This window comes from Brucella oryzae (assembly GCF_041929965.1).
Lineage (GTDB): Bacteria > Pseudomonadota > Alphaproteobacteria > Rhizobiales > Rhizobiaceae > Brucella > Brucella oryzae.
Map to the genome: position 1 here is coordinate 188891 of NZ_JBHEEO010000004.1, position 24028 is coordinate 212918.

The window sequence follows — 24028 nt, forward strand, 5'->3', positions numbered from 1 at the left end:
GAAAGAGCTATGGAACAAAAAATAGTTCCATCCGAGCAGCAGAAACAAGGTTGGCAATGCCGCGTCCAGAAAACCCGATCCAGCTCGCCGTTATCGGCGCCGCCCATGGCACGCGCGGCGAAGTGCGCGTGAAGACTTTTACCGGCGATCCGCTGGCCATCGCCGATTACGGCCTGCTCTATGACGAACAGGGCAAGAGCTATGAGGTTCTGGAAGCCCGCCCGGCCAAGACGGTCGTGGTCGTGCGCTTCAAGGGCATCAACGACCGCAATGCCGCCGAGGCGTTGAACGGGAAGGAGCTTTTCATCGATCGTTCGCAGCTGCCGGACGACGAACTGGATGAAGACGAATTCTTCCAGACCGACCTGATCGGTTTGCTGGCGGTGGATGCCGAAGGCAAGACCTATGGTGTGGTGAGCGCGCTCTTCGATTTCGGCGGCGGCGACCTCATCGAGCTTAGCGAAAAGGGCAAGCGCCCGATGCTTATTCCTTTCACGGAGGCTGCCGTGCCGGAGATCGATCTGGACAAGGGCACGCTGCTGGTCGAGCCCTATGCCGCCGGATTGATTGCCGAGGATGAGGATGAGCGTCCGCAGAGCGAAAAGAAAAAGCCGAAGAAGTCATGATCGAAGTTTCCAAGGTCGATGACAGAGCTGATTTCTTTCATGCATCCGTGCTGACGCTTTATCCTGAAATGTTTCCTGGGCCGCTTGGCGCTTCGCTTGCCGGCAAGGCGCTCGGTGAGGCCAAATGGCAGCTCGATGCGGTGCAGATTCGCGATTTTGCGGAAGGGCGGCATCGTATGGTCGATGACACACCCTCTGGCGGTGGTGCTGGCATGGTGATGAAGCCGGATGTCATCGCCCGCGCACTCGATTCCGTTGCCGATGGCCATCGCCCGATGCTTCTGATGAGCCCGCGCGGAAAACCGCTGACGCAAAAGCGTGTGCGTGAACTGGCAGATGGACCGGGCGCGATCATTCTCTGCGGACGGTTCGAGGGCGTGGATGAGCGCGTGATCGAGGCACGTAATCTCGAGGAAGTATCGATCGGTGATTATATTCTGTCGGGCGGAGAAACTGCAGCAATAGTTCTGTTGGATGCAATTGTCCGGCTTTTGCCGGGCGTGATGGGCAATCGCGAATCCGGTGAGACCGAAAGTTTCGAGACAGGATTGCTCGAACATCCGCATTATACGCGTCCGCAGGTTTGGGAAGATCGGTCCATTCCCGAAATCCTGACCTCCGGCAATCATGGCGCCATCGATAAATGGCGGCACGGACAGGCCGAACGGATCACCAGGGAACGGCGCCCCGATCTTTGGGAAGTCTATTGCGAGGGCAAACGCAAATGAACCTGATCCAGCGGCTTGAAAGTCTTTCCCTCGCGCTGCTGGCGCTGGGAGCCTATTGGGTCAGTGGCGCAAGCTGGTGGCTTTTCGCGATATTCATTCTGGCACCCGATCTTTCGTTCTTCGGTTATCTCAAAGGTCCGCGCACAGGTGCGGTTGTCTACAATATCGCCCACAGCTGGATCGGTGTTGTACTTTTGGCAGTGCTGGGTTGGGCGATGAACTGGCAGGTCTGCATCGCCATGGCCCTGATTTGGTCCGTGCATATCGGTATCGACCGCGCTCTGGGCTTCGGTCTCAAATATGGATCAGGTTTTCAGGATACGCATCTTGGCCGGATTGGCCGTTAGAGCGCGTTTTGATCTGATTGGATCAGATCGGTGCCCTAACGTTTTGTTTTGACGCGTATCTTCTGATCGAAGCAGGATCAGAAATCAGTCCAGTGTACTGATTTCCCTGTGTAGGCGCTTCACACTTTTCGGGATGCGCTCTAAATAAAAATGCCCGGTTTTTATGCCGGACATTTTCGTTTTCTTGATCAGGCAGAGTGCTGATTTGCAGGACTGCGAAGTTCTGTCTGCGACCTGCGCAGCACAAAATAGACGCTGCCGCCAATGCCCACGCCGAAGAACCAGCCATAGGTTGCCCACCAGCTAGGCAGGAGATTGGTGGTCATTGGCAGGACAGACGAGAACAGTGCGCCAATGGCGAAAGCGATGAAAGCCTTGACGTGCCAGCCATTCTGGAACCGGAATTCACCATTTTCCTGATAAAGATCGGCCACATTGAGTTGCCCGCGACGGAGCAGATAATAGTCGACCATCATGATTCCGAAGATAGGCCCCATGGTGGAACCGAGGAAGTTGACGAAATGCGCTGCACCGGTTTCCCATGGCGCAAACGGGTAGAGGATCAGCGCGATCAGCGCCGCGATAACACCGCCCCGCTTGAACGAGACTTTTTGCGGAAATGTGTTGGAGAAATCGAATGCTGCGGAAACGAAGTTTGCAACCACATTGATGCCGAGCGTTGCGACGGTAAAGGTGAGTGCGGCAAGGAGCGCAAGGAACCAGCTATCGAACTTTGCCGAAATCTGGTCCGGATGGAGCAGAACTTCCCCATAAACGGTAAAGGCAGCGGTCGTGGTGACGCCGGCGACAAGGCAGAAGGCCAGAAGATTGACCGGCAGGCCCCATAGATTGCCACGCCGCAGGGATGCTTCATCTTTGGCATAGCGCGAGAAGTCGCAGAAATTCAGATAGAGTGCCGCAAAATAGGTAATCCAGGTGGCCGCAACGGCGGCGAGAGCTGCAAAAGATCCCGGCTCGCCTGTAACACCTGCATCGCGCGTTTTCTCGATGAGCACATCGCGTGGAATTTCGCTGCCGAAGGAGAAAGTACCAGCTTTGATGACCAGATAAACAGCCAGGATAAGCATCATGATCCAGACTGCCGGACCGGCCCAGTCCTGAAATTTGCGGACAGTTTCCATACCACGCTGGATGATGAGAAGCTGAGCGGCCCAAACCAGAACATAGCAGATGACTTCGAGGGTGGAGTGGCCAAGAAGATGGCTGTTCTGATGAAAGGACAGCATGCTTTCGTTGCGTATAAACAGCGCGACGAGCGCGCCGGAAGCGGCAGCCGTCTGTGCGCCATACCAGAAACAGGCGACGACGCCGCGAACGAGTGCTGGAAAATTGGCTCCAAATGTGCCGAAAGATGCACGAGCCAGCACCGGGAAAGGCACGCCTGTTCGCACGCCGGCATTGCCAACCAGGCTCATCAGGAAGAAAATGACCAGTGATCCCGCACCGATGGCTATGACAAAGTTTAAGAAACTCCCGCACAGAAGAAACAGGCTTGCGGCAAGATAATAGCCCCAGAGGCTGTGAACATCCGATGTCCAGACGTTGAAAATACTGAAGGCGCCCCATTTACGCTCTTCTGCTGGTGCCAGATCCTCGTTGTACAAAGAGGGTGATGGATTCGTGATTGTCATATTGTCCCCATTTTAGTAACAACTTTTATAGTTGTTTACGATTTAATTTCTTATTGTTGACGATAATTGTGGCACAGTCCTGCGGGGCTGGCTACGAAAATTTATGACAGGGCGTGACAAATCCTCCGTGATGCTGTATGTGCCTGCCAGTTCGGGGAAACCCGATACTAATATCTCGTTCGGGCAAAGCCCGAGACGTCCGTAAACCAATAAATGGTGTACCGCTCCTGCCTGAGATTGAAGGCATAGCCGCAGGGCCAAGGATTGCTTGGCGGCAAGTGTAGAGCGCTCTGACTGTTTGAGAAGAATTCAGAAGGAGTCAGACGATGACCGATATCATTCGTCAGCTTGAAGCCGAACAGGCAGCAAAGATCGAAGAAAAGCGCAAGCTTCCAGATTTCCAGCCAGGCGACACCGTTCGCGTTCAGGTTCGCGTCACCGAAGGTACGCGTACCCGCGTACAGGCCTATGAAGGCGTCTGCATTGCCCGTTCCGGCGCTGGTCTCAATGAAAACTTCACCGTTCGCAAGATTTCGTATGGCGAAGGTGTAGAACGCGTATTCCCGGTTTACTCGCCAGTCGTCGAAGGCGTTGAACTCGTTCGCCGCGGCAAGGTCCGCCGTGCGAAGCTTTACTACCTGCGTGGCCTCACCGGTAAGGCTGCACGTATTGCTGAGAAGAAGGACAACCGCACCAAGGCCGAGCGCGAAGCTGACAAGCGCGCCGCCGAACGTGACGCCGCCGCAAAGGCTGCTGCTGAATAAGCTTCACAGCAATCTGTTTGAAAAGGGCGGCCTCGGGTCGCCTTTTTTATTTGCCAAAGGCAGAGGGCTGCGTAACATATTGCTTAATTCTGCCAATATCTCGCAAGATTGTTACTGCGACACCCTGTTGCGGTTTCAGTTTCTTGACGAACCGTGGCGGCGGGTGCATATGACAGGAAGTTAGAGCGGTTCCAGTCAAGGCCTGAATCGTCGGAACCGCCCTAACTATTTTTTTCACGCATTTGCCCACGCAAAACCGTTTCACACTTTTGCTGGAAATGCTCTACGAACTATTCAAAGGACCTCTCGCAATGAGCGCGCCGCGTACACTTTACGACAAGATCTGGGACGACCATGTAGTGGATCAGCAGGAAGACGGAACCTGCCTCCTTTATATTGATCGCCATCTTGTGCACGAAGTGACGAGTCCGCAGGCTTTTGAAGGGCTGCGCATGGCGGGCCGCAAGGTGCGTCATCCAGAAAAGACACTGGCCGTGGTCGACCACAATGTTCCGACCTCGCCGGACCGCATCAACGGCATCAAGAACGAGGAAAGCCGCATTCAGGTCGAGGCTCTGGCCAAGAATGCTGCCGATTTCAACGTCGAATATTATTCCGAGCGTGATCGCCGTCAGGGCGTCGTGCACATCGTCGGACCGGAGCAGGGCTTCACCCTGCCGGGCATGACGATTGTTTGCGGGGACAGCCACACCTCGACGCATGGTGCCTTCGGTTCGCTGGCGCATGGTATCGGCACGTCGGAAGTCGAGCATGTGCTCGCGACCCAGACGCTGATCCAGAAGAAAGCCAAGAACATGCTGGTGCGTGTTGAGGGTGAACTGGCTCCAGGTGTCACTGCCAAGGACATCACGCTCGCCATCATCGGCGAAATCGGCACCGCAGGCGGCACCGGTTACGTGATCGAATATGCGGGCAGCGCCATTCGTTCGCTGTCGATGGAAGGTCGCATGACCGTCTGCAACATGTCGATTGAAGGCGGCGCTCGCGCTGGTCTGATCGCACCGGACGAGACGACATTCGCCTATGTGCAGGGCAAGCCGCGCGCGCCGAAGGGCGAAGCGCTGGAACAGGCGATTTCCTACTGGAAGACGCTGCATTCGGATGAAGGCGCGCATTTCGACAAGATCGTCGAGCTGGATGCGGCCAAGATTTCGCCGGTCGTCTCCTGGGGCTCTTCGCCGGAAGACGTTGTGTTCGTTACCGACATCGTGCCGAATCCGGACGATATCAAGGACGAAACCAAGCGTGCATCGAAGTGGCGTGCTCTTGATTACATGGGCCTGAAGCCGGGCACTAAGATGACCGACATCAAGATCGACCGCGTCTTTATCGGCTCCTGTACCAATGGCCGCATCGAGGATTTGCGCGATGCTGCACGCATGGCCGAAGGCAAGAGGGTTGCTGCTGGCGTAAACGCCATGATCGTGCCGGGCTCCGGTCTGGTGAAGGAGCAGGCGGAAGCCGAAGGCCTCGACAAGATCTTCATCGAAGCCGGTTTTGACTGGCGTGAGCCGGGCTGCTCCATGTGCCTTGCCATGAACGACGACCGCCTGAAGCCGGGCGAACGTTGCGCTTCGACCTCGAACCGTAATTTCGAGGGTCGTCAGGGCTTCAAGGGCCGCACACATCTTGTGTCGCCAGCCATGGCCGCCGCTGCTGCTATCGCCGGACATTTCGTCGATATTCGCGAGTGGAACTGAGGGTTCACATCAGATGAGGCGTTTTTGAAGCGCTTTCCGAAAGATCAAACCGCCGGCTCATCCCGGCGGTTTTTCTTTGGCTGCATATTAGCAGCTTTTTCACGCTTTGATTGTAGGAGGGGGCGGGTGGCTGGCGTCCAGAGTCTTTGAGGGTCGGCACGGGGAAGAGCATCGATGAATGGAGCCGACTTTATCCTCCTGATCAACATGACCGTTTCCGGTCTGTTTGCTTTCGCATTTCTCGGCATTGCCGTTTATGCGCGGGATAATGCGGCAGCGCCTGTCTTCGCCTTCGGCTTTATTTTCGCAATGCTCTATTTCCTGACAGAGCTTGCCATGCCCTCCATTCCCAATCCTCGTCTCGGCTATATGCTCGCCTTTGCGACTTACTATCTGACATTGTCATGTCTGGTCGTCGGTCTGGCTCGAATGTATGCCCGACCGGTGCCGTGGATTGCGCTCGGTCTGCTGACAATTGCGTCCTTTGCCGTGGTCTACGGAATATATGACATTGCCCGCAGCCAGATGGCGGGCATGCTGCTTTATCAGGCGCCCTATTTCCTGGTGCTCCTTCTTGCGGTATGGGTGATCCTGCGTGTGGATCGCAACGGTATCGACACCTTGATGGCGGTGCTGTTCGGCATCAGCGCAATCCATTTTCTGTTCAAGCCGGTTATCGCCATGTTGTCGGGAGGCACAGGAGCTGAACCTGCCGATTATACTGATACGACCTACGCGATGTTCTCGCAGTCGATTGGTGCGGCTCTTTCCGTTGCGGGTGGGCTGCTCCTGCTTTTGAGTCTGATGCGAGAGTTGATTACCAATATGCTGATCCGTTCGGAAACGGACCAGCTTTCGACCTTGCTCAACCGGCGCGGTTTCGAGTTCCGTGCCGAAGCCGCAATCGAAAAATCGAAGCGCATGCGGCAGGCTTTGTCGCTTGTTTTGTGCGATATTGATCACTTCAAGGCAATCAACGACACGCATGGTCATGCTCTGGGAGACCGCGTCATTGCGGCCTTTTCCACCGAGCTGCGTCAAGCGGCCAGCGCCAAAGGCGGAATTGCTGCCCGCGTGGGCGGCGAGGAATTCGCGGTTATCCTGCCGGGCAATACGGTTCAATCCGCCTGGCGATTTGCCGACAGGGCCCGACTTGCCTGCCCCGATATCCATATTCAGGGCAAGAACGGCGTTATCGCATTCACGGCGAGCTTCGGTGTCGCCGAAATGGAATTCGACGATGTGTTCTCCGATCTCTACAAACGGACCGATGGCGCGCTTTATGAAGCGAAGAAAAGCGGACGCAACTGTGTCCGCACCGCTTTGCCGATACTGATAGACGAGAACGTTGTGGAATTCCGCTCAAAGACCGGGCGTTGAACGAAGCTTATCGATAGCCGCAGTCGGGATGTTCCAGAACCGGCGTTTCTCCGCGGTCGATCCCATACATGAAAGAGCGTCCGTGCAGCACGATTGCGCTTTCGCAGGTGTTGTTGGGTCTGGCGACGATATAGGCGACGGCATTATCGCGGGGCGCGGAAATGATCCTGACGCGCTGCGGCGAGGGCGAAACCGTTTTCCGTGCTACCCCGATCCGAATGATCTTCGCGCCGTTGTCCGGCATCTGGATGACAAGATTTCCCGATGCATCAAGAGAGCGCACCGCTTCTTCGGCAAGCGCGGGACCGGTCAGCGCAAGAGCGCCGACGACAGCCAGACCAAGCGTCATCCGTTTGCGGTTTGCCATCGTTGATAGAGCCTCATCATGCATGATCCCAAAGAGAATGAGGACTATCTTAACTCTTTCTTTACCTTTGTCATCCGTGCTGGCTAAAATCGAACCGGTCTTCCCGTGCGCTACTGCTTAGCAGGTTGCAGGCGGAAGAGTTGGAAACGCCAAGGAACGTTGAATGACCCAAGATCATGCCGTCGATATTGCGCTCCTCCATCTGCGTGATGCCCACGAATTTGCGCCGCTGCTGGCAAGCTATGCGCAGGCGCTGAAGCGCGGTGCTCCACGTCGCCCCGATGATTTTTATGCCGAGCACCTGCTTCAGGATCGCGCCGCTGAAACGCTGGGGGCCAGGGTTGACGGCAATCTGGTCGGCTTTGTGATCTTCTATGATCTGCCCGAACCCGTGACGGGGCTGCGTGCCGGGCAGGTGGATCATATCTACGTGCATCACGATCATCGTGGAAAAGGCATAGCCAAGGCGCTGATCGACGTGCTTGCCGACAAGGCCGAAGAGCGCAGCTGGTCCAAGCTGGTGCTCAATGCGCCGCGTGTGCCGGAAGACGGGCGCAAGCTCTATGAACAGATTGCCACGGCTGCGGACTGGTCGAGCTATGTGATTCGATTCGGTAATTAATCGATTTCCCGAAAGTTGATGAAATTACACATGTTTTTGCCTATTGCGGTCTTCAATCGTTTGAATGCCGCAATCACGCGAATGTGTCGCCCAGGTGCGACCAATTGTTAGTCTTTTCGTGAAAAAGCTTCTTTGACGTGATGGTAAAAGCGCAGTAGAAAGCGCCACATAGGGCCGTACGCCACGGTCCAGCCATAATTTATTGGGTCGTACCGGCGCGGGATCGTAAAGTCCGGTTCCCTGCGCTTTGGATGACATCGAACGAGGGTTCGGGAGAACCCGCAATCCGGCTGCTTCGCTGATCTTCGTCAGCGGGGTGTTGCCGGAGAGAAACGTCAGGGAAGCCTACAGAGCCATGACACAACCGACTGTAACGCGTCAGCGTCCTTTGTCGCCGCACCTGTCCATCTACAAGCCTGTCATTACGATGACGATGTCCATCGTCCATCGCATCACAGGCGGCGCACTTTACTTCGGCACCTTGTTGCTGGCGGCCTGGTTGATTTCGGCTGCAGTCAGCGAAGAGTGCTTCAATTTCGTCAGCGCATTGTTCTCGTCCTGGATCGGTCGCCTGATCCTGTTCGGCTATACCTGGGCGCTTCTGCACCATCTGGCCGGTGGCGTTCGTCACCTGATCTGGGATACGGGCGCAGGTCTTGAAAAGCACACGGCTTCGAAGATCGCCTGGACGACCGTTGTTTTCTCCATCATCGCCACGATCCTCGTCTGGGTCGTTGCCTATTCGGTGCGTTAAGGGGAGCAGGTTTCATGAACGGTATGAACAATGATATGCGTACCCCGCTCGGCAAGGTTCGGGGGCTTGGGTCGGCCAAGGAAGGCACCGGTCATTTCTGGTATCAGCGCCTGAGTGCGGTTGCTCTGGTGCCGCTGGTGATGTTTTTCATCGGTCTGGTTATTTCGCTCAATGGCGCCAGCTATGCGGAAGCCCGGGCTGCTCTGTCGCATCCCTTCACGGCAATCGTGATGGCGCTGTTCGTCCTGACCGGCGTTTATCACATGCGTCTGGGTATGCAGGTCATTATCGAAGATTATGTGCATGGCGAAGGCATGAAGGTCGTGCTGGTGATGCTGAACACCTTCTTTACGGCGGTGGTCGGCTTTGCCTGCATTTTTGCGATTCTCAAGCTGAGCTTCGGAGGTTGATAGCCCGATGGCTAGTGCAGTAAACAACGCGGCTGATGCCGCTGTGGCAAGCAAGTACACCTATGTCGATCACAAGTTCGACGTGGTGGTGGTCGGAGCCGGCGGTGCAGGTCTGCGCGCAACGCTCGGCATGGCCGAACAGGGCCTGAAGACGGCTTGCATCACCAAGGTTTTCCCGACGCGCTCGCACACGGTTGCCGCACAGGGCGGTATTGCCGCCTCGCTCAAGAATATGGGTCCGGACAGCTGGCAATGGCACATGTACGATACCGTCAAGGGATCGGACTGGCTTGGCGATACCGATGCGATGGAATATCTGGCGCGTGAAGCGCCTGCCGCCGTCTACGAACTGGAGCACTACGGTGTGCCGTTCTCGCGTACGGAAGAAGGCAAGATCTATCAGCGCCCGTTCGGCGGCCACATGCAGAATTTTGGCGACGGTCCCCCGGTGCAGCGCACCTGTGCTGCTGCCGACCGTACCGGCCATGCGATCCTGCACACGCTCTACGGCCAGTCGCTCAAGAACAATGCGCAGTTCTTCATCGAATATTTTGCGCTCGACCTCATCATGACCGACGGTGTCTGCACCGGCGTCGTGGCGTGGAACCTCGATGACGGCACCATCCATCGCTTCTCTGCCAAGATGGTGGTTCTGGCGACGGGCGGTTATGGCCGCGCCTATTTCTCGGCAACGTCCGCCCATACCTGCACCGGCGACGGCGGCGGCATGGTTGCACGTGCGGGCCTGCCGCTGCAGGACATGGAATTCGTGCAGTTCCATCCGACCGGCATCTATGGCGCGGGCTGCCTCATCACCGAAGGCGCGCGCGGCGAAGGCGGCTATCTGGTCAACTCCGAAGGCGAACGCTTCATGGAGCGTTATGCCCCCTCGGCCAAGGACCTTGCCTCGCGTGACGTTGTCTCGCGCTGCATGACCATGGAAATCCGTGCCGGTCGTGGCGTCGGCAAGGCCAAGGATCATATCTTCCTGCATCTCGATCATCTCGATCCGGCCGTTCTGCATGAACGCCTGCCGGGTATTTCGGAATCGGCCAAGATTTTCGCAGGCGTCGATGTGACGAAGGAACCGATCCCGGTTTTGCCAACCGTTCACTACAATATGGGCGGCATTCCGACCAATTACTGGGGCGAAGTGCTAAACCCGACCGAAGCCGATCCGGACCGTGTACAGCCGGGCCTGATGGCGGTGGGCGAAGCGGGCTGCGCTTCGGTGCACGGTGCGAACCGTCTCGGTTCCAACTCGCTGATCGATCTGGTCGTGTTTGGCCGCGCGGCTGCAATCCGCGCCGGGCAGGTCATCGATCGCAAGTCGAAGATTCCGGACCTCGACATCGCTGCCTGCGACAAGATCATGGAACGCTTTGATCGTCTGCGTTTTGCCAACGGCTCCCAGCCGACCGCAGAACTGCGCGAGAAGATGCAGCGCACCATGCAGGAAGATGCCGCGGTGTTCCGTACGTCGGAATCGCTCAAGCAGGGCGTTGAGCGCATGGAAAAGCTCTGGCATGAACTGCCGGATATCAAGGTCACCGACCGTTCGATGATCTGGAACTCCGATCTGGTGGAAACGCTGGAGCTGGAAAACCTGATGGCTAATGCGCTGACGACGGTTGTTTCCGCCGAAGCGCGTCATGAAAGCCGCGGCGCCCATGCGCGTGAGGATTTCCCGGATCGTAACGATGCCGAGTGGCGCAAGCATACGCTGTCCTGGCTGTCGACAGACGGCAAGGTCAAGCTTGACTACCGTCCTGTTCACCTTGATCCGTTAACGACGGAAGAGGAAGGCGGCATCAGCCTCGCCAAGATTGCGCCGAAGAAGCGCGTTTATTGATTAAGGGAAAGAGCAATGGTTGAACTCGCACTTCCCAAGAATTCGCGCCCGCAAGAGGGCAAGACCTGGCCGCGCCCCGACGGTGCGAAGCGGGTTACCGAATTCCGGATCTATCGCTGGTCGCCGGATGACGACGCCAATCCGAGCATCGACACCTATTATGTCGATCGCGACGATTGCGGCCCGATGGTTCTGGACGGTCTGCTTTATATCAAGAACAAGATCGACCCGACGCTGACGCTGCGCCGTTCGTGCCGTGAAGGCATTTGCGGTTCCTGCGCCATGAATATCGATGGCGCAAATACGCTAGCCTGCACCAAGGGCATGGATGATATCAAGGGCGCCATCAAGGTCTATCCGCTGCCGCATATGCCGGTGGTGAAGGATCTTGTGCCGGACCTCAACAATTTCTACGCCCAGCACCGGTCCATCGAGCCTTGGCTCAAGACGGTTTCGCCGGAGCCGCAGAAGGAATGGCTGCAGAGTCATGAGGATCGCCAGAAGCTCGACGGCCTCTATGAATGCATTCTGTGCGCCTGCTGCTCGACCTCGTGCCCGAGCTACTGGTGGAACGGCGACCGTTATCTCGGCCCCGCCGTGCTGCTCCAGGCCTATCGCTGGCTGATTGACTCCAGAGATGAAGCCAAGGGCGAACGCCTCGACAATCTCGAAGATCCGTTCCGGCTCTATCGCTGCCACACGATCATGAACTGCGCGCAGACCTGCCCGAAGGGATTGAATCCGGCCAAGGCGATTGCCGAAATCAAAAAGATGATGGTCGAGCGCCGCGTGTAATCGCGGCAATCGCTTTTTATCTACGATCCCTGTCGGCCTGCGGCCTCCACGCCTCTTGTGCCGAAATCAAGAAGATGATGGTCGAACGCCGCGTCTAGTAGCGTGACTGATCTGGAATTTGAGAAGGGGGAAGGTGCAAACCTTCCCCTTTTTCTTGATCTGAGCTCTGGTTGCCGTCGCAGAAGGCTTGATCTTTGTAGCCGCGCCGATATTTCATTGGAGAATAGGTCCATCGGAGACAGGGCAATCATGCTCGATCATATCGGTTTCAACATTTCCAGCATGCCCAAGTCGCGAGCTTTCTATGATGCGGCACTCGCCCCCCTTGGCATAAGCCGCGCAATGGAGTTTGGCGACTGGGTTGGCTATGGTCGCAACGGCAAGCCGGAATTCTGGATCGGCAAGCAGAAGGGAGCGAAGCTGGAGGGCGTGCTTCACGTCGCTTTTTCGGCTGGAACCCGCTCTGAGGTTGATCGCTTCTATCAAGCGGCCATTGCTGCCGGGGGGACCGATAATGGCAAGCCCGGTTTGCGTGCCGATTACCATCCCGATTATTATGCAGCTTTCGTGATCGATCCGGATGGCCATAATATCGAGGCGGTTTGCCACCTGCCTGAATAGATAAGCGGGCGTAAGCCCGCTTATCGTTTCCGTGTCTTGAAACTGTTCAGAGCAGTTTTGCGTCGAGCGTCACTTCAATAGCGCCCAATGCTTTCGACAGGGGACAGGATTGCTTGGCCTTGTTGGCGAGCGCCTCGAAATCCTCGACCGAGATTCCGGGGATCGTGGCGTTAAGCGTGAGTGCGCTGCGGCTGATCTCAAAGCCGCCGCCGGCTGCGGGACCGACGGTGACTGCTGCGGTCGCTTCCAGTTTCTCCGGTGGCGTCCCGTGTTCCGTTAAAAAGGCGGAGAGCTGCATGGCGAAACAGCCCGCGTGGGCAGCACCCAAAAGTTCTTCCGGATTGGTGCCTGCGCGCCCGCTTTCGTCCTCAAAACGGGCTTTGAAATCATAGGGAAGGTCTTTCAGCGCGCCGCTTTGCGTGTTGAGTGTGCCTTTGCCTTCCTTCAACGTACCTTGCCAGACGGCGGTTGCTTTTCTGTCCATGGGAAGCTCTCCTCTCGGTTGGGAATTCCGCTACCGATATAGGGCGCTTGACCACAGCTTCCAGCAATCAGCCGGAACTGGGCCAGAATTCAGATAGCCTGTCCTTTCAACAGACGTGGGGTATCGCTTGAAAGTCCGGCTGCCTGCTTGATGAAGAAGGATTTCAATGCCGGCACCCGGTCGACGAGCCCCAGGCCGATATCGCGGATAGAGCGGATAGCCGGATTGTCGTTGGAGAAAAGCTTGGTCAGGATGTCCGTCGTCACACCCATTTGAACGGTATCGAAGCGACGCCAGGACTGGTAACGCTCCAAAGCAGCAAACGAACCGATGTCGAGCCCCAGGCGGTCTGTTTCGACCACCACCTCGGCGATTGCGGCGGCATCCCGGAAGCCGAGATTGAGACCCTGACCGGCGATAGGATGGATACGGTGTGCCGCATCGCCCACCAGCACGAAGCGCGGCTTCACAAATTCCCGTGCCAGCGTCAGGCCGAGCGGAAAGGCGCGGCGAGGACCTTCGACATGAAGGACACCCAGACGATGACCGAAGCGCTGTTCCAGTTCAGCCTCGAACACGAAGTCGTCTTCGCGGATAAGACGTTCCGCATCCGATGTGCGTTCAGTCCAGACCAGCGAGCTGCGATTGCCCCTGAGCGGAAGGATCGCAAATGGACCGGCGGGCAGAAAATGCTCATCGGCGCGGCCTCCATGCGGACGCTCATGGGTCACATTGCAGACGATGCCGGATTGGCCATAGTCCCAGTTCACGGTCTTGATGCCTGCCAGGTCACGCAGGCGGGAGCGCGCACCATCGGCAGCGATCAGCAGGCGCGTTTCAAGCGTATCGCCCTTGGAGAGAGTAACGGTCACACCTTCAGGGAGCGTGTTGAAATTCTCTACGCTGGTGGCTTCAAGGAAGACGATTCCAAGCGCGTCAGCCTTGTTGTGGAGGGCGGTGTTGAGGACGCGGTTTTCCACCATATGGGCAAAAGGTTCACCGGGTTCGACTTCACCTTCGAAGGTGAGAAAAACCGGGCGCACCGGATCGGAAGTGCGCGAATCGGTGATGACCATTTCCGTGATGGGCTGGGCTTCGGGAAGGATTTCCTGCCAGCAGCCGAGCTGGTCAAGCATACGTGATGCAGCAGCGGCAATGGAGGAAGCACGCGGGTCGTTCTTCCAGGCGCCAGCCGGTGCGCCATCGATCACAGTGACGGAAAGATGCGGTGCCGCTGATTTGATCGCAACTGCCGTGACGAGCCCGACATAGCCGCCGCCTGCAATCACCACATCGTTATTGTGCGCTGCTTCCTGCTTCTTCCGGGCGGCCATTGTCATTTCCTTTCGAGATTCCATCTCACGATAGCATTTCCAGCAAAAGTGCGAAGCGGTTTTGCGTGAGGCAAATGCTTAGAAACAAAGAGGTAGAGCGGTTCCACGATTCTGGTTTAACTGGAACCGCTCTCGCGCTGTTTGGCATATATCGTTGTTCAAGAAACCCGATATTTTGCCGCGGCGCATATCGTAACGCGAACTGCCGAAACGGAGCATCCGAGCCTCCGCCGATACAGTTTTCCTGCGCGGTTCTTGACAGGTTCCAATGCTCCGGCTCAAACAAGAACCAAAGCATATATATGGTTCCAGGAGACAGGCTGTCCATGTCTGATGAAGAAAAGTCCGGGATCGAGCAGACAGCGGCAATGCGCGAACTGCTGTCGATCCTTGATCTCGAAACGCTTGAAATGGATCTTTTTCGCGGCAACAGCCCGCAGGTTGGCTGGCAGCGCGTTTTTGGCGGGCAGGTCATCGGCCAGGGGCTGATTGCAGCACAGCGTACCGTCGATCCCGAGCGGCATGTGCATTCGCTGCACGCCTATTTCGTGCGTCCGGGCGATCCTGCCATTCCCATCATCTATGAGGTGGATCGTATCCGCGACGGCTCCAGCTTCAGCACGCGCCGCGTGCTGGCCAAACAGCATGGCAAGGCGATCTTTTCGCTTTCCGCTTCCTTCCAGATCGATGAAGGCGGGCTCGATCATCAGATGCCGATGCCCGAAGGGCTGCCGCAACCGGAGCAGTTAGTCGGCGATCATGACATCAAGGAAAAATATCTCGATATGGCGCCGCCCAGCGTCCGCAAATATTGGGAACGGGAGCGTCCGATCGAGATCAAGCCGGTCTCGCTCACGCATTATTTCTCGCGCGAGAAGCTGGAGCCGGTGCAGCATGTCTGGGTGCGCGCAAGGGGGCTCGTTCCCGATGACCGCGCCTTGCAGGCCGCCATTCTCGCCTATCTCTCCGATATGACGCTGCTCGATACCTCGCTTCACCCGCATGGCCGTTTCATCTTCGACCGCGATATGCAGGTGGCCAGCCTCGATCATGCCATGTGGTTCCATCGCCCCTGCAGGCTCGACGATTGGCTTCTCTACACGCAGGATACGCCGAGCGCTTCCGGCGCGCGGGGCTTCAATCGTGGCGCGCTTTATACGCGGGACGGCGTGCTGATCGCGTCGGTCGCGCAGGAGGGGCTGATCCGTGTCCATGAGAAAGAGAAATGATGATTATTTAATCATCAACTTTTACGACGATTAAATTGTAATCAATTTGGGATTTGCGTGAAAGGCTTCGCACTTTCCGTGCAATTCTTTTGGGGTGCGAAACGCGAAAAATCGTGCCTATTGGCGCAGTTTCGCGCAACTGGCATGAATTTTGTTTCTCTGTTTGAACCGGCCCTTCAGCGCAGCCGCGTTTGAAGCCGCCCTTCGACGGAGATATTCGATGCTCATAACAGGAAGAAACAAGCAAACGGCCCTTCTGGTTACCCTGCCTGCCCTCGTTGCCATGGCCGGAGCAGCAATGGCACAGGACGCCGCGCCGACACCAACCCTCGATACGGGCGATACGGCATGGATGCTGACTTCAACCGCGCTTGTGTTGATGATGACCATACCGGGTCTCGCACTGTTCTATGGCGGCATGGTGCGCAAGAAGAACGTGCTGTCCACGGTGATGCAGAGCTTTGCGATTACCTGTCTCATGTCCATTCTGTGGATGGTTGCAGGCTATTCGCTCGCCTTTACGGATGGCGGATCGCTCAATTCCTACATAGGAGGCCTTTCCAAGGCTTTCTTTTCCGGCGTCACGATGGAATCGCTGACCGGAACCATCCCCGAATATGTGTTCATCACCTTCCAGATGACGTTTGCCATTATCACGCCCGCACTCATCGCCGGTTCGTTTGCCGAGCGCATGAAGTTTTCCTCCATGCTGGTCTTCCTGACGTTGTGGCTGTTCATCGTATATATCCCGGTCGCGCATTGGGTCTGGGGCGGCGGCTTCATGGCGTCGGATGGGGTGCTTGATTTTGCAGGCGGTACGGTCGTTCATATTAATGCCGGTGTTGCCGGTCTGGTTGCTGCGCTCATCATCGGCAAGCGCGATGGTTACGGCCACACGAATATGGCTCCGCATAATCTCGTCCTGTCGGTCATTGGCGCTGCCCTTCTGTGGGTTGGCTGGTTCGGCTTCAACGCCGGTTCCGCTGCCGGTGCCAATGCGCTCGCTGGCGTCGCCATGCTCAACACGCAGGTTGCGACCGCCGGTGCGGCTCTCGCCTGGATGTTCGTAGAATGGGCAATAGCTGATAAGCCGAGTGTGCTCGGCATCATTTCAGGCGCTGTTGCAGGTCTGGTTGCCATCACGCCTGCCGCCGGTTTCGTCAACCCTATGGGCGCGCTCATCATCGGCATTGTTGCCGGTGCGGTCTGTTATGTGGCGGCGGTAAAGATCAAGCATGTACTCGGTTATGACGATTCGCTCGATGCTTTCGGCGTCCATGGCGTCGGCGGCTTTGTCGGTGCGGTGCTGACAGGGCTCTTCGCCGATGCGGCAATCAATCCGGCCAGCGAAGGGGCGACCATCGGCAAGCAGTTCTTCGGTGCCGCCATAACGATCGTCTATACGGCAATTGCCACCGCGATCATTCTTTACGTGGTCAAGGTCCTCATGGGCCTGCGCCCCAGCAAGCAGGCCGAGATCGAGGGGCTGGATATCGCGCTGCATGGGGAGTCGGTGCAGTGAGAACGGGAGTAGGGGAGTAGGAAGGTGTTTCCCTGCTTGTCGGGCTTTTGAAAAGGCGCGGGCGATTCCCCGCGCCTTTTCTTTATTTGCCGGGCCTTGTGCATGGTTAATGAGGAATTAACCATCCGGCAATTAGGATCGGACCGATTCAATGTGCCCGGAGCATTTCTGCTCAGGGCCAGCAAATATTTTCGGTTCGGGACAGGCTATATGCGGCAAGGATATTCGCCCTCATACCCGCTGCGTGACGAGCGGATTACGGAAGACAGGCTGAAACTGGCCAATCTCTTCCGCAGGCAATTCTATATCCTGTTCGGGTTGGGCCTTCTCGCGCTCACCGGCATGGCTGTCGGCGCGCTTGCGACGTGGAATGTTGCCGATCCGAGCTTCAGTCATGCGACCGACAATCCGGTAACGAATGCGCTTGGTTATCCCGGCGCAGTGTTCTCCGACATTGCCATGCAGTTTTTCGGTTTGGCCAGCGTTCCCGCCTTGCTTCCGCTTGCCGTCTGGTCGCTGCTGTTGATGACGCGTGGCGGTATCGGGCGCATAGCTAAACGCAGTTTCGCGTGGCTTGGCGCCGCACTCCTGTTTGCAGCAATCGCCAGCTGCTTTGCCGTGCCGGAAAGCTGGCCGATGCCGATCGGTCTCGGGGGTGTCTTCGGTGACATGATCCTGAAGTTTCCGGGCCTTTTCCTCGGCAGTTTTCCACAAGGTGCCATTGCATCGGGTATTGCGCTCATCCTTGCCGTGCCGGCTGTCTGGCTCTGCCTTTTCGCCAGCGGCATCATCGGGCGCGGTGCGGGGATCATCAATCCTGCGCAGCCCTCAGCTCGTCGTGGTGCAGAGCAAGGTGATTTTATCGGAGATGAGGAAGACGATGAAGCATCTGCCGGTGGTGGTTTCCAGCTCGTCGGTGCGCTCACCCATCTGGCTTTGACCACGACCGCGAATTTCAAGCGCTTGACAGGGCTTGGCCGTCGCCGCCCACGCGAGGAAGATTTCGACGATATGCGTGTTGTGCGCCGCAACGCCGAAACGCGCAATGCGCCGCGCCGGGAACCGGGGTTCGGGGCGCCTGCCGCCGTCGATGACGAGCCGCCTTTCGATATGGATGAAATGGATAACGGCACGCCGCTCGCCGGTCAGGAATGGCATGATGCGCCGCCGTCCCGCAGCCGCAAGGCGCGTGTGGAACAGGCCGCACCATCGCCGAAGCCCGGCCCGCGCGCTCAGCGCGAGGCGCAACCATCCTTCCTCAAGGACAATGGCGTTTTTGAAATGCCGTCGCTGCATTTCCTTGCCGAGCCGAAGCTCGTGCAGCGCGATCCGTCGCTTTCCAAGGATGCACTGGAACAGAATGCGCGTCTGCTTGAGGGCGTGCTGGAAGATTTCGGCGTGCGCGGAGAAATCATCAATGTGAAACCCGGCCCGGTGGTTACGCTTTATGAGCTTGAACCGGCCCCCGGCATCAAGTCCTCGCGCGTCATCGGCCTTGCCGACGACATTGCCCGCTCGATGAGCGCGATTGCCGCGCGCGTTGCGGTCATTCCGGGGCGTAATGCCATCGGTATCGAACTGCCGAACCCGAAGCGCGAAATGGTTTATCTGCGCGAGATGCTGGCAAGCCGCGACTTCGAGCAATCGAAGGCGAAACTGGCGCTGGCGCTTGGCAAGACCATCAATGGCGAGCCGGTCATCGCCGATATTGCCAAGATGCCGCATGTGCTCGTGGCCGGTACAACCGGTTCGGGCAAGTCGGTGGCTATCAACACCATGATCCTGTCGCTGCTCTATCGCATGACGCCGCAGGAATGTCGCCTCATCATGATCGACCCCAAGATGCTGGAACTCTCCGTCTATGACGGCATTCCGCATCTGCTGACACCGGTTGTGACCGATCCGAAGAAGGCGGTCGTCGCGCTCAAATGGACCGTGCGCGAAATGGAAGACCGCTATCGCAAGATGTCGAAAGTCGGCGTACGCAATATTGACGGTTTCAACCAGCGTGTCGGTCTGGCGCAGAAGAAGGGCGAGCCAATTGCCCGCACTGTGCAGACCGGTTTTGACCGTAATACCGGTGAGGCGATTTACGAGACGGAAGAGCTCGATCTGGAGCCAATGCCCTACATCGTCGTGATCATCGACGAAATGGCCGATCTGATGATGGTCGCTGGCAAGGATATTGAAGGCGCGGTGCAGCGTCTGGCGCAGATGGCACGTGCCGCTGGTATCCACGTCATCATGGCGACGCAGCGTCCTTCAGTCGATGTCATCACCGGCACGATCAAGGCCAATTTCCCGACCCGTATTTCGTTCCAGGTGACGTCGAAAATCGACAGCCGCACCATTTTGGGCGAGCAGGGTGCCGAGCAGCTGCTCGGTCAGGGCGATATGCTCTTCATGGCTGGCGGCGGTCGCATTCAGCGCGTGCACGGTCCATTCGTTGGCGACGACGAGGTGGAACGCATCGTGCAGCATCTGAAGCTTCAGGGCGTGCCGGAATATCTCGATGCGATCACCGAGGATGAAGACGAGGACGAAGGCGGCGGCAGCGGCCCGGCTGGAACCGGCAATCTGGAGGATTCCGACGATCCGTACGATCAGGCCGTGGCTGTGGTTCTGCGTGACAAGAAGGCTTCGACTTCCTACATCCAGCGCCGTCTCGGTATCGGTTATAACCGCGCTGCCTCGATCATCGAACGCATGGAAGAGGAGGGCATTGTCGGTCCCGCCAACCATGCGGGCAAGCGTGAAATTCTGGTGCCGACCGGTGACGACGACTTCTAGGGGCGGGATATTTCGGCTCTGGCAGCCTGCAAATGGCGTGGATCTGCGCTTCCGGTGCTCATGTACCTCAAGTACACTCCGCTCCGGTTCTCGAACCCCACCATTTGCAGGCTGCCATAGCCAAAATCTCATCGCCCCTATGATGGCGGGACGCCATACTCGCGCCCAACTGGCGGCGTAGTGAAACAGAATGATGAAAAGAGAAAGTTTGCCGATGATGTTCTCCCGTTTCTCCGCCTTCGCGAAAGCTGGTCGCCTTGCAGCCGTGCTGGGAATGGGAACGCTTGGGCTTGGCATGACGTCGCTGGTTCTCGCTCCCGTTGCCGCGATGGCGCAGGGTGCGGGCGCCGGTGCGGCGGCGCAACAGATTGCCGATCATTTCTCCTCGGTGCGCACCATGACCGGCGAGTTCGTGCAGTTTGGCCCCAAGGGCGAGCAGACGGGCGGCACCTTCTATATCGAGCGTCCGGGCAAGATTCGCTTCAACTACAACAATTCCCCGATCCGGGTGATTTCTGATGGCGAATCGGTCGTCATCAACAATCGCAAGCTTGACACCTGGGACCTCTATCCGCTGTCGAAGACGCCCTTGAAGCTGCTTCTGGCCGACCGGATCGATCTGGGCGGCGGTCGTCTTCAGAATGTGAAGCAGGAACCGGACATGACCACGCTGGTGCTTGGCGACAAGTCGATCTTCGGCGATTCGAAAATCACCATGATGTTCGACCCCAAATCCTACGAGTTGAAGCAGTGGACCATCACCGACGCACAGAAGCTCGATACGACCGTGATGATCTTCAATGTGCGTACAGGTGTGCGGTTTACCAACGATATGTTCAAGATCGATTATCAGCGCATCGCCATGAAGCGCAAAGGTCGGTAATCGTCAGTTTGTGATAGCCAAGCTGTTTGCATTTGCCGGATAAATGATTAGGTTCGCGGCATCTTTTTCGTTGCTGCGAGACTTATCTCCATGGCTTTTTCCGTTGCTACCTGGAACATCAATTCCGTTCGTTTGCGTATGCCGCTGGTCGAACAGTTTCTGCGTGATTATCAGCCGGATGTTCTGTGTCTTCAGGAAACGAAATGCCCTGACAATCTGTTTCCGTCGAAGGGTTTCCGAGCTCTCGGCTATGAACATATCGCCATCAGTGGTCAGAAAGGCTATCACGGCGTCGCAACCATATCGCGGCGCCCGCTGACGGGCGTGGAAAAGATCGGTTTCTGCGACATGGGCGATTGTCGCCATTTGAGCGCGGTGGTCGACGCGGGCGGTAAGAAGCTTCGCATTCATAACTTTTACGTGCCTGCTGGCGGTGACGAGCCGGACCCGGAGATCAATCCGAAATTCGCGCATAAGCTGGCCTTTCTGGAAGAAATGCGCGCTATCGTGGCCGACCGGCAGGACGGACATTCCTCCGTTCTCGTTGGCGATCTCAATATCGCGCCGCTCGAAAACGACGTCTGGTCGCACAAGCAGCTTTTGAAGATTGTCAGCCATACGCCGATCGAGACCGAAACGCTGGAAGACCTGCGTGTGAAGGGCGGCTGGAGCGACCTGATGCGGCAGCTTATTCCGGCGGACCAGAAAATCTATACTTGGTGGAGCTATCGCGCCAAGGATTGGGCCGAATCGGATCGCGGCCGCAGGCTGGATCACGTCTGGGGTTCTGCCGATCTTGAAGGGCATATGCAGGGTCTGCAAATTCTTCGCGATGCGCGCGGCTGGGATCGCCCGTCCGACCACGTGCCGGTCATCGCGACATTCGATCTGGATTGATCGCGTCGTAAGGCTTATATAGAGAGCAGTCCAAAGCGCATTTCGATCTGATTGAATCAGATCGGCGCTTTAAATATTTGTTTTGAACCGCGCATCTTTTCCGAAAACCGTTTTACACTTTTCGGGATGCGCTCTGAAGGAGAGAAGAACGATGGATCGGAGCGCACTGTTTCAAATGACCAGTGTTTTCAACGTTTCCATGGTTCGCGATGTCTGCTCTTCTAACTCTTCAGGATATTTCCTGCGTTACGGCTGATGGCCGTACTCTCTTCGAATCCATCAATTTCAGCATAGCCGCAGGCCGCATCGGTCTGGTCGGGCGCAATGGCGTGGGTAAATCAACGCTGTTGCGCGTGATGAGTGGTGCGCTGCTTCCAGCAAGCGGAAGTGTGACCGTAAACGGGACTATCGGTGTGCTGCGGCAGAATGCCGGCGGCGATGATCCCGAGACGCTCGCAGACCTTTTCGATGCGCGGGCAGATTTCGATATTCTGGCGCGTGTCGAAGAGGGATTGGCCAGTGACAGCGATCTGAATGAGGCCGACTGGCTTTTGCCGCAGCGCTTTGTCGACGCGCTACAGCAACTGGGTTTGCCCGAGATGGCTCCTGATACTCTCCTTTCCGCCTTGAGTGGAGGTCAGCAAACGCGCGCGGCGCTTGCAGCCCTTATTTTCCGGAAGCCTGACCTGATTCTATTGGATGAACCGACCAATAATCTCGATCGCGCCGGTCGTTTGGCAGTGGTCGATTTGCTGGCTGCCTGGCGCGGTGCAGCCGTGGTGGTCAGCCATGACCGCGAGTTGCTGCAGTCTATGGACGCGATAGCTGAATTATCCCCAGATGGCCTGCGGCTCTATGGCGGCAACTGGGATTTTTACCACGGGAAAAAGACTGAAGAGCGGGAGACGGCAGCGCGCGATCTCGCAATGGCGAAACGCGAGGTCAAGCAGGTCGAACGCAAGGCACAGGCTGCAGCCGAAAGACAGGCGCGCAGCGATGCGCGTGGCCGCGCGTCGCGGGCTGATGCGGGGATGAGCAAGATGCTGCTCGATGCCCGGGAAGACCGCGCCCAGCAGTCGAAAGGTCGAGGCGATGCACTGGCGGAGCGCCAATCCAGCCGGGCCAGCGAGCAGTTGCGGGAGGCTGAGGCAAAAGTCGAACGGGTAAAGCCGATGCATTTCGATGTGGCTGGCGCGGTTCCGCCTTCCGGTCGCGTCATGCTGGATATGCAGAATGTCTCGGGCGGGCCTCAAGCCGACTGCCCGGTGATTCGCGACCTGTCGCTGAAGATTGTCGGAGCCGAGCGGGTGGTTGTCACGGGGGCGAATGGGGCAGGTAAGACCAGCCTGTTGCGGCTGATGACGGGGGAGCTTCAGCCCGTAGCCGGAACCGTTATGCGCCCGGCGCGCGTGGCGATGTTCGATCAGCAGATGAGCCTGATGGATCGCGGCCAAACCCTTTATGAAAATTATCGGCGTCTCAATCCGGGATCGAACGACAATGATGCGCATGCGGCGCTGGCACGTTTTTCGTTTCGCGGCGAGGGAGCTTCACGGCTTGCCGATAGTCTCAGCGGGGGCGAATTGTTGCGGGCAGCGCTTGCCTGCGTTCTCGGTGGAACGAGGCTTCCCGAACTTTTGATCCTCGATGAACCGACAAATCATTTGGATATTGATTCCATTGAGGCACTGGAAACCGCTCTCAATGCCTATGAAGGAGCATTGATCGTCGTGAGCCACGATCAGACATTTCTCGATGCTATCGGAATGGAAAGGGTGTTCGCGCTTTAATCGCCATTAAGGCGCGGTGCGACTTTTTCGATTTCGCCGATCAGTTCTACGAGATTGCGGCTGATATGGGCATGAAGCGCTGCCGCCACTTCCGGATATTCCTCCAGAATGCGCCGGAAGATTGCGCGGCTTATGCGGATAACCTCGGTTTCCGCTTCAGCGACCGCACCGGTGAGACGCGAGGTCTGTGCGATCAGGGCCATTTCGCCGATCATGGCGCCGGGGCCGACGGGGCGGATCGCAATCCGCCCTTCGTCTTGTTCGTGAAACAGAGTGATGTTGCCCGATACGACGATATAGGCACAATCGGCGCTTTGCCCTTCACGGAAAAGCTCGCGCCCGGCTCTGAGAACGAGACGTTCCGCACCGAAGGCAAGCAACCGCAACTGTTCGGGCGTGAAAGACTCGAACAGGCCTACCGTACCGAGAATGCGAATATCGTCATCAAGCGCCATGGATC

General features: G+C 57.3%; 23 protein-coding genes. 18 read left to right on the top strand and 5 right to left on the bottom strand.

Annotated elements, in window-relative coordinates; genetic code table 11:
- Positions 1 to 56 precede the first annotated feature (56 nt).
- From rimM to JNC70_RS05805, 3 genes are read left to right on the top strand one after another with little or no spacing between them, the layout of a single operon-like run.
- Positions 57 to 626: a ribosome maturation factor RimM gene (gene rimM, locus JNC70_RS05795; RefSeq protein ID WP_104755047.1), complete on the top strand. Its 570-nt coding sequence runs from the start codon at positions 57 to 59 to the stop codon at positions 624 to 626.
- Complete coding sequence (trmD, locus tag JNC70_RS05800) at positions 623 to 1354, top strand: tRNA (guanosine(37)-N1)-methyltransferase TrmD (RefSeq protein WP_104755046.1); 732 nt, start codon at positions 623 to 625, stop codon at positions 1352 to 1354. The genes rimM and trmD overlap by 4 nt, the downstream gene beginning before the upstream one ends.
- On the top strand, positions 1351 to 1701 hold the full coding sequence (locus JNC70_RS05805; RefSeq protein WP_104755045.1) for a DUF4260 domain-containing protein: 351 nt from the start codon (positions 1351 to 1353) through the stop codon (positions 1699 to 1701). The genes trmD and JNC70_RS05805 overlap by 4 nt, the downstream gene beginning before the upstream one ends.
- A gap of 188 nt (positions 1702 to 1889) precedes the next feature.
- On the opposite strand, the gene JNC70_RS05810 is transcribed toward JNC70_RS05805, so the two are convergent.
- On the bottom strand, positions 1890 to 3353 hold the full coding sequence (locus JNC70_RS05810; protein ID WP_104755044.1) for an NCS1 family nucleobase:cation symporter-1: 1464 nt from the start codon (positions 3351 to 3353) through the stop codon (positions 1890 to 1892).
- A gap of 326 nt (positions 3354 to 3679) precedes the next feature.
- Between JNC70_RS05810 and rplS the strand changes: the two genes are divergently transcribed.
- The 3 genes from rplS to JNC70_RS05825 all read left to right on the top strand — a co-directional run bounded on the left by rplS (position 3680) and on the right by JNC70_RS05825 (position 7218).
- Positions 3680 to 4117: a 50S ribosomal protein L19 gene (rplS, locus tag JNC70_RS05815; RefSeq protein ID WP_104755043.1), complete on the top strand. Its 438-nt coding sequence runs from the start codon at positions 3680 to 3682 to the stop codon at positions 4115 to 4117.
- A gap of 311 nt (positions 4118 to 4428) precedes the next feature.
- Complete coding sequence (gene leuC / locus JNC70_RS05820; protein WP_104755041.1) at positions 4429 to 5838, top strand: 3-isopropylmalate dehydratase large subunit; 1410 nt, start codon at positions 4429 to 4431, stop codon at positions 5836 to 5838.
- A 174-nt stretch (positions 5839 to 6012) separates the two neighbouring features.
- Positions 6013 to 7218: a GGDEF domain-containing protein gene (locus JNC70_RS05825; protein WP_104755040.1), complete on the top strand. Its 1206-nt coding sequence runs from the start codon at positions 6013 to 6015 to the stop codon at positions 7216 to 7218.
- Positions 7219 to 7225: 7 nt separating this feature from the next.
- Here JNC70_RS05825 and JNC70_RS05830 read toward each other — a convergent pair whose 3' ends face one another.
- Positions 7226 to 7585 (bottom strand): hypothetical protein, encoded by a 360-nt coding sequence (locus tag JNC70_RS05830; RefSeq protein ID WP_104755039.1) that lies wholly within the window; start codon positions 7583 to 7585, stop codon positions 7226 to 7228.
- A 163-nt stretch (positions 7586 to 7748) separates the two neighbouring features.
- Between JNC70_RS05830 and JNC70_RS05835 the strand changes: the two genes are divergently transcribed.
- From JNC70_RS05835 to JNC70_RS05860, 6 genes are all read left to right on the top strand, one after another.
- On the top strand, positions 7749 to 8207 hold the full coding sequence (locus tag JNC70_RS05835; protein ID WP_104755038.1) for a GNAT family N-acetyltransferase: 459 nt from the start codon (positions 7749 to 7751) through the stop codon (positions 8205 to 8207).
- Between the two features lie 355 nt (positions 8208 to 8562).
- Positions 8563 to 8961, top strand: a complete 399-nt coding sequence (gene sdhC, locus JNC70_RS05840; protein WP_104755037.1) for a succinate dehydrogenase, cytochrome b556 subunit — start codon at positions 8563 to 8565, stop codon at positions 8959 to 8961.
- Between the two features lie 14 nt (positions 8962 to 8975).
- Positions 8976 to 9371 (top strand): succinate dehydrogenase, hydrophobic membrane anchor protein, encoded by a 396-nt coding sequence (gene sdhD, locus JNC70_RS05845; RefSeq protein ID WP_104755036.1) that lies wholly within the window; start codon positions 8976 to 8978, stop codon positions 9369 to 9371.
- A gap of 7 nt (positions 9372 to 9378) precedes the next feature.
- On the top strand, positions 9379 to 11223 hold the full coding sequence (gene sdhA / locus JNC70_RS05850; protein ID WP_104755035.1) for a succinate dehydrogenase flavoprotein subunit: 1845 nt from the start codon (positions 9379 to 9381) through the stop codon (positions 11221 to 11223).
- A gap of 15 nt (positions 11224 to 11238) precedes the next feature.
- Complete coding sequence (locus JNC70_RS05855) at positions 11239 to 12018, top strand: succinate dehydrogenase iron-sulfur subunit (RefSeq protein ID WP_104755034.1); 780 nt, start codon at positions 11239 to 11241, stop codon at positions 12016 to 12018.
- Between the two features lie 249 nt (positions 12019 to 12267).
- Positions 12268 to 12639 carry a VOC family protein gene (locus JNC70_RS05860; RefSeq protein WP_104755033.1) on the top strand — a complete coding sequence of 124 codons (372 nt, stop codon included), beginning with the start codon at positions 12268 to 12270 and terminating at the stop codon, positions 12637 to 12639.
- 46 nt (positions 12640 to 12685) lie between these two features.
- Here JNC70_RS05860 and JNC70_RS05865 read toward each other — a convergent pair whose 3' ends face one another.
- A complete protein-coding gene (locus tag JNC70_RS05865; RefSeq protein WP_104755032.1) occupies positions 12686 to 13123 on the bottom strand; it encodes an OsmC family protein in 438 nt (145 codons plus the stop codon).
- A gap of 89 nt (positions 13124 to 13212) precedes the next feature.
- Entirely contained in the window at positions 13213 to 14457 is a 1245-nt protein-coding gene (locus JNC70_RS05870; RefSeq protein ID WP_104755214.1) for a ubiquinone biosynthesis hydroxylase, read from the bottom strand.
- Positions 14458 to 14783: 326 nt separating this feature from the next.
- Here JNC70_RS05870 and tesB point away from each other — a divergent pair, with 326 nt between their 5' ends.
- From tesB to JNC70_RS05900, 6 genes are all read left to right on the top strand, one after another.
- The gene (gene tesB, locus JNC70_RS05875) at positions 14784 to 15686 is read left to right on the top strand and encodes an acyl-CoA thioesterase II (protein WP_104755030.1); all 903 of its coding nucleotides are present in this window, start codon (positions 14784 to 14786) and stop codon (positions 15684 to 15686) included.
- 220 nt (positions 15687 to 15906) lie between these two features.
- On the top strand, positions 15907 to 17208 hold the full coding sequence (locus JNC70_RS05880; protein WP_104755028.1) for an ammonium transporter: 1302 nt from the start codon (positions 15907 to 15909) through the stop codon (positions 17206 to 17208).
- A gap of 210 nt (positions 17209 to 17418) precedes the next feature.
- Positions 17419 to 19998 carry a DNA translocase FtsK gene (locus tag JNC70_RS05885; protein WP_104755027.1) on the top strand — a complete coding sequence of 860 codons (2580 nt, stop codon included), beginning with the start codon at positions 17419 to 17421 and terminating at the stop codon, positions 19996 to 19998.
- A gap of 214 nt (positions 19999 to 20212) precedes the next feature.
- A complete protein-coding gene (locus JNC70_RS05890) occupies positions 20213 to 20881 on the top strand; it encodes an outer membrane lipoprotein carrier protein LolA (RefSeq protein ID WP_208623440.1) in 669 nt (222 codons plus the stop codon).
- Between the two features lie 90 nt (positions 20882 to 20971).
- Complete coding sequence (locus tag JNC70_RS05895; RefSeq protein WP_104755025.1) at positions 20972 to 21778, top strand: exodeoxyribonuclease III; 807 nt, start codon at positions 20972 to 20974, stop codon at positions 21776 to 21778.
- Positions 21779 to 21987: 209 nt separating this feature from the next.
- The gene (locus JNC70_RS05900) at positions 21988 to 23568 is read left to right on the top strand and encodes an ABC-F family ATP-binding cassette domain-containing protein (RefSeq protein ID WP_104755024.1); all 1581 of its coding nucleotides are present in this window, start codon (positions 21988 to 21990) and stop codon (positions 23566 to 23568) included.
- On the opposite strand, the gene JNC70_RS05905 is transcribed toward JNC70_RS05900, so the two are convergent.
- A complete protein-coding gene (locus tag JNC70_RS05905) occupies positions 23565 to 24023 on the bottom strand; it encodes a cyclic nucleotide-binding domain-containing protein (RefSeq protein WP_104755023.1) in 459 nt (152 codons plus the stop codon). The two genes, JNC70_RS05900 and JNC70_RS05905, sit on opposite strands and share 4 nt — an antisense overlap.
- Positions 24024 to 24028: the final 5 nt, after the last annotated feature.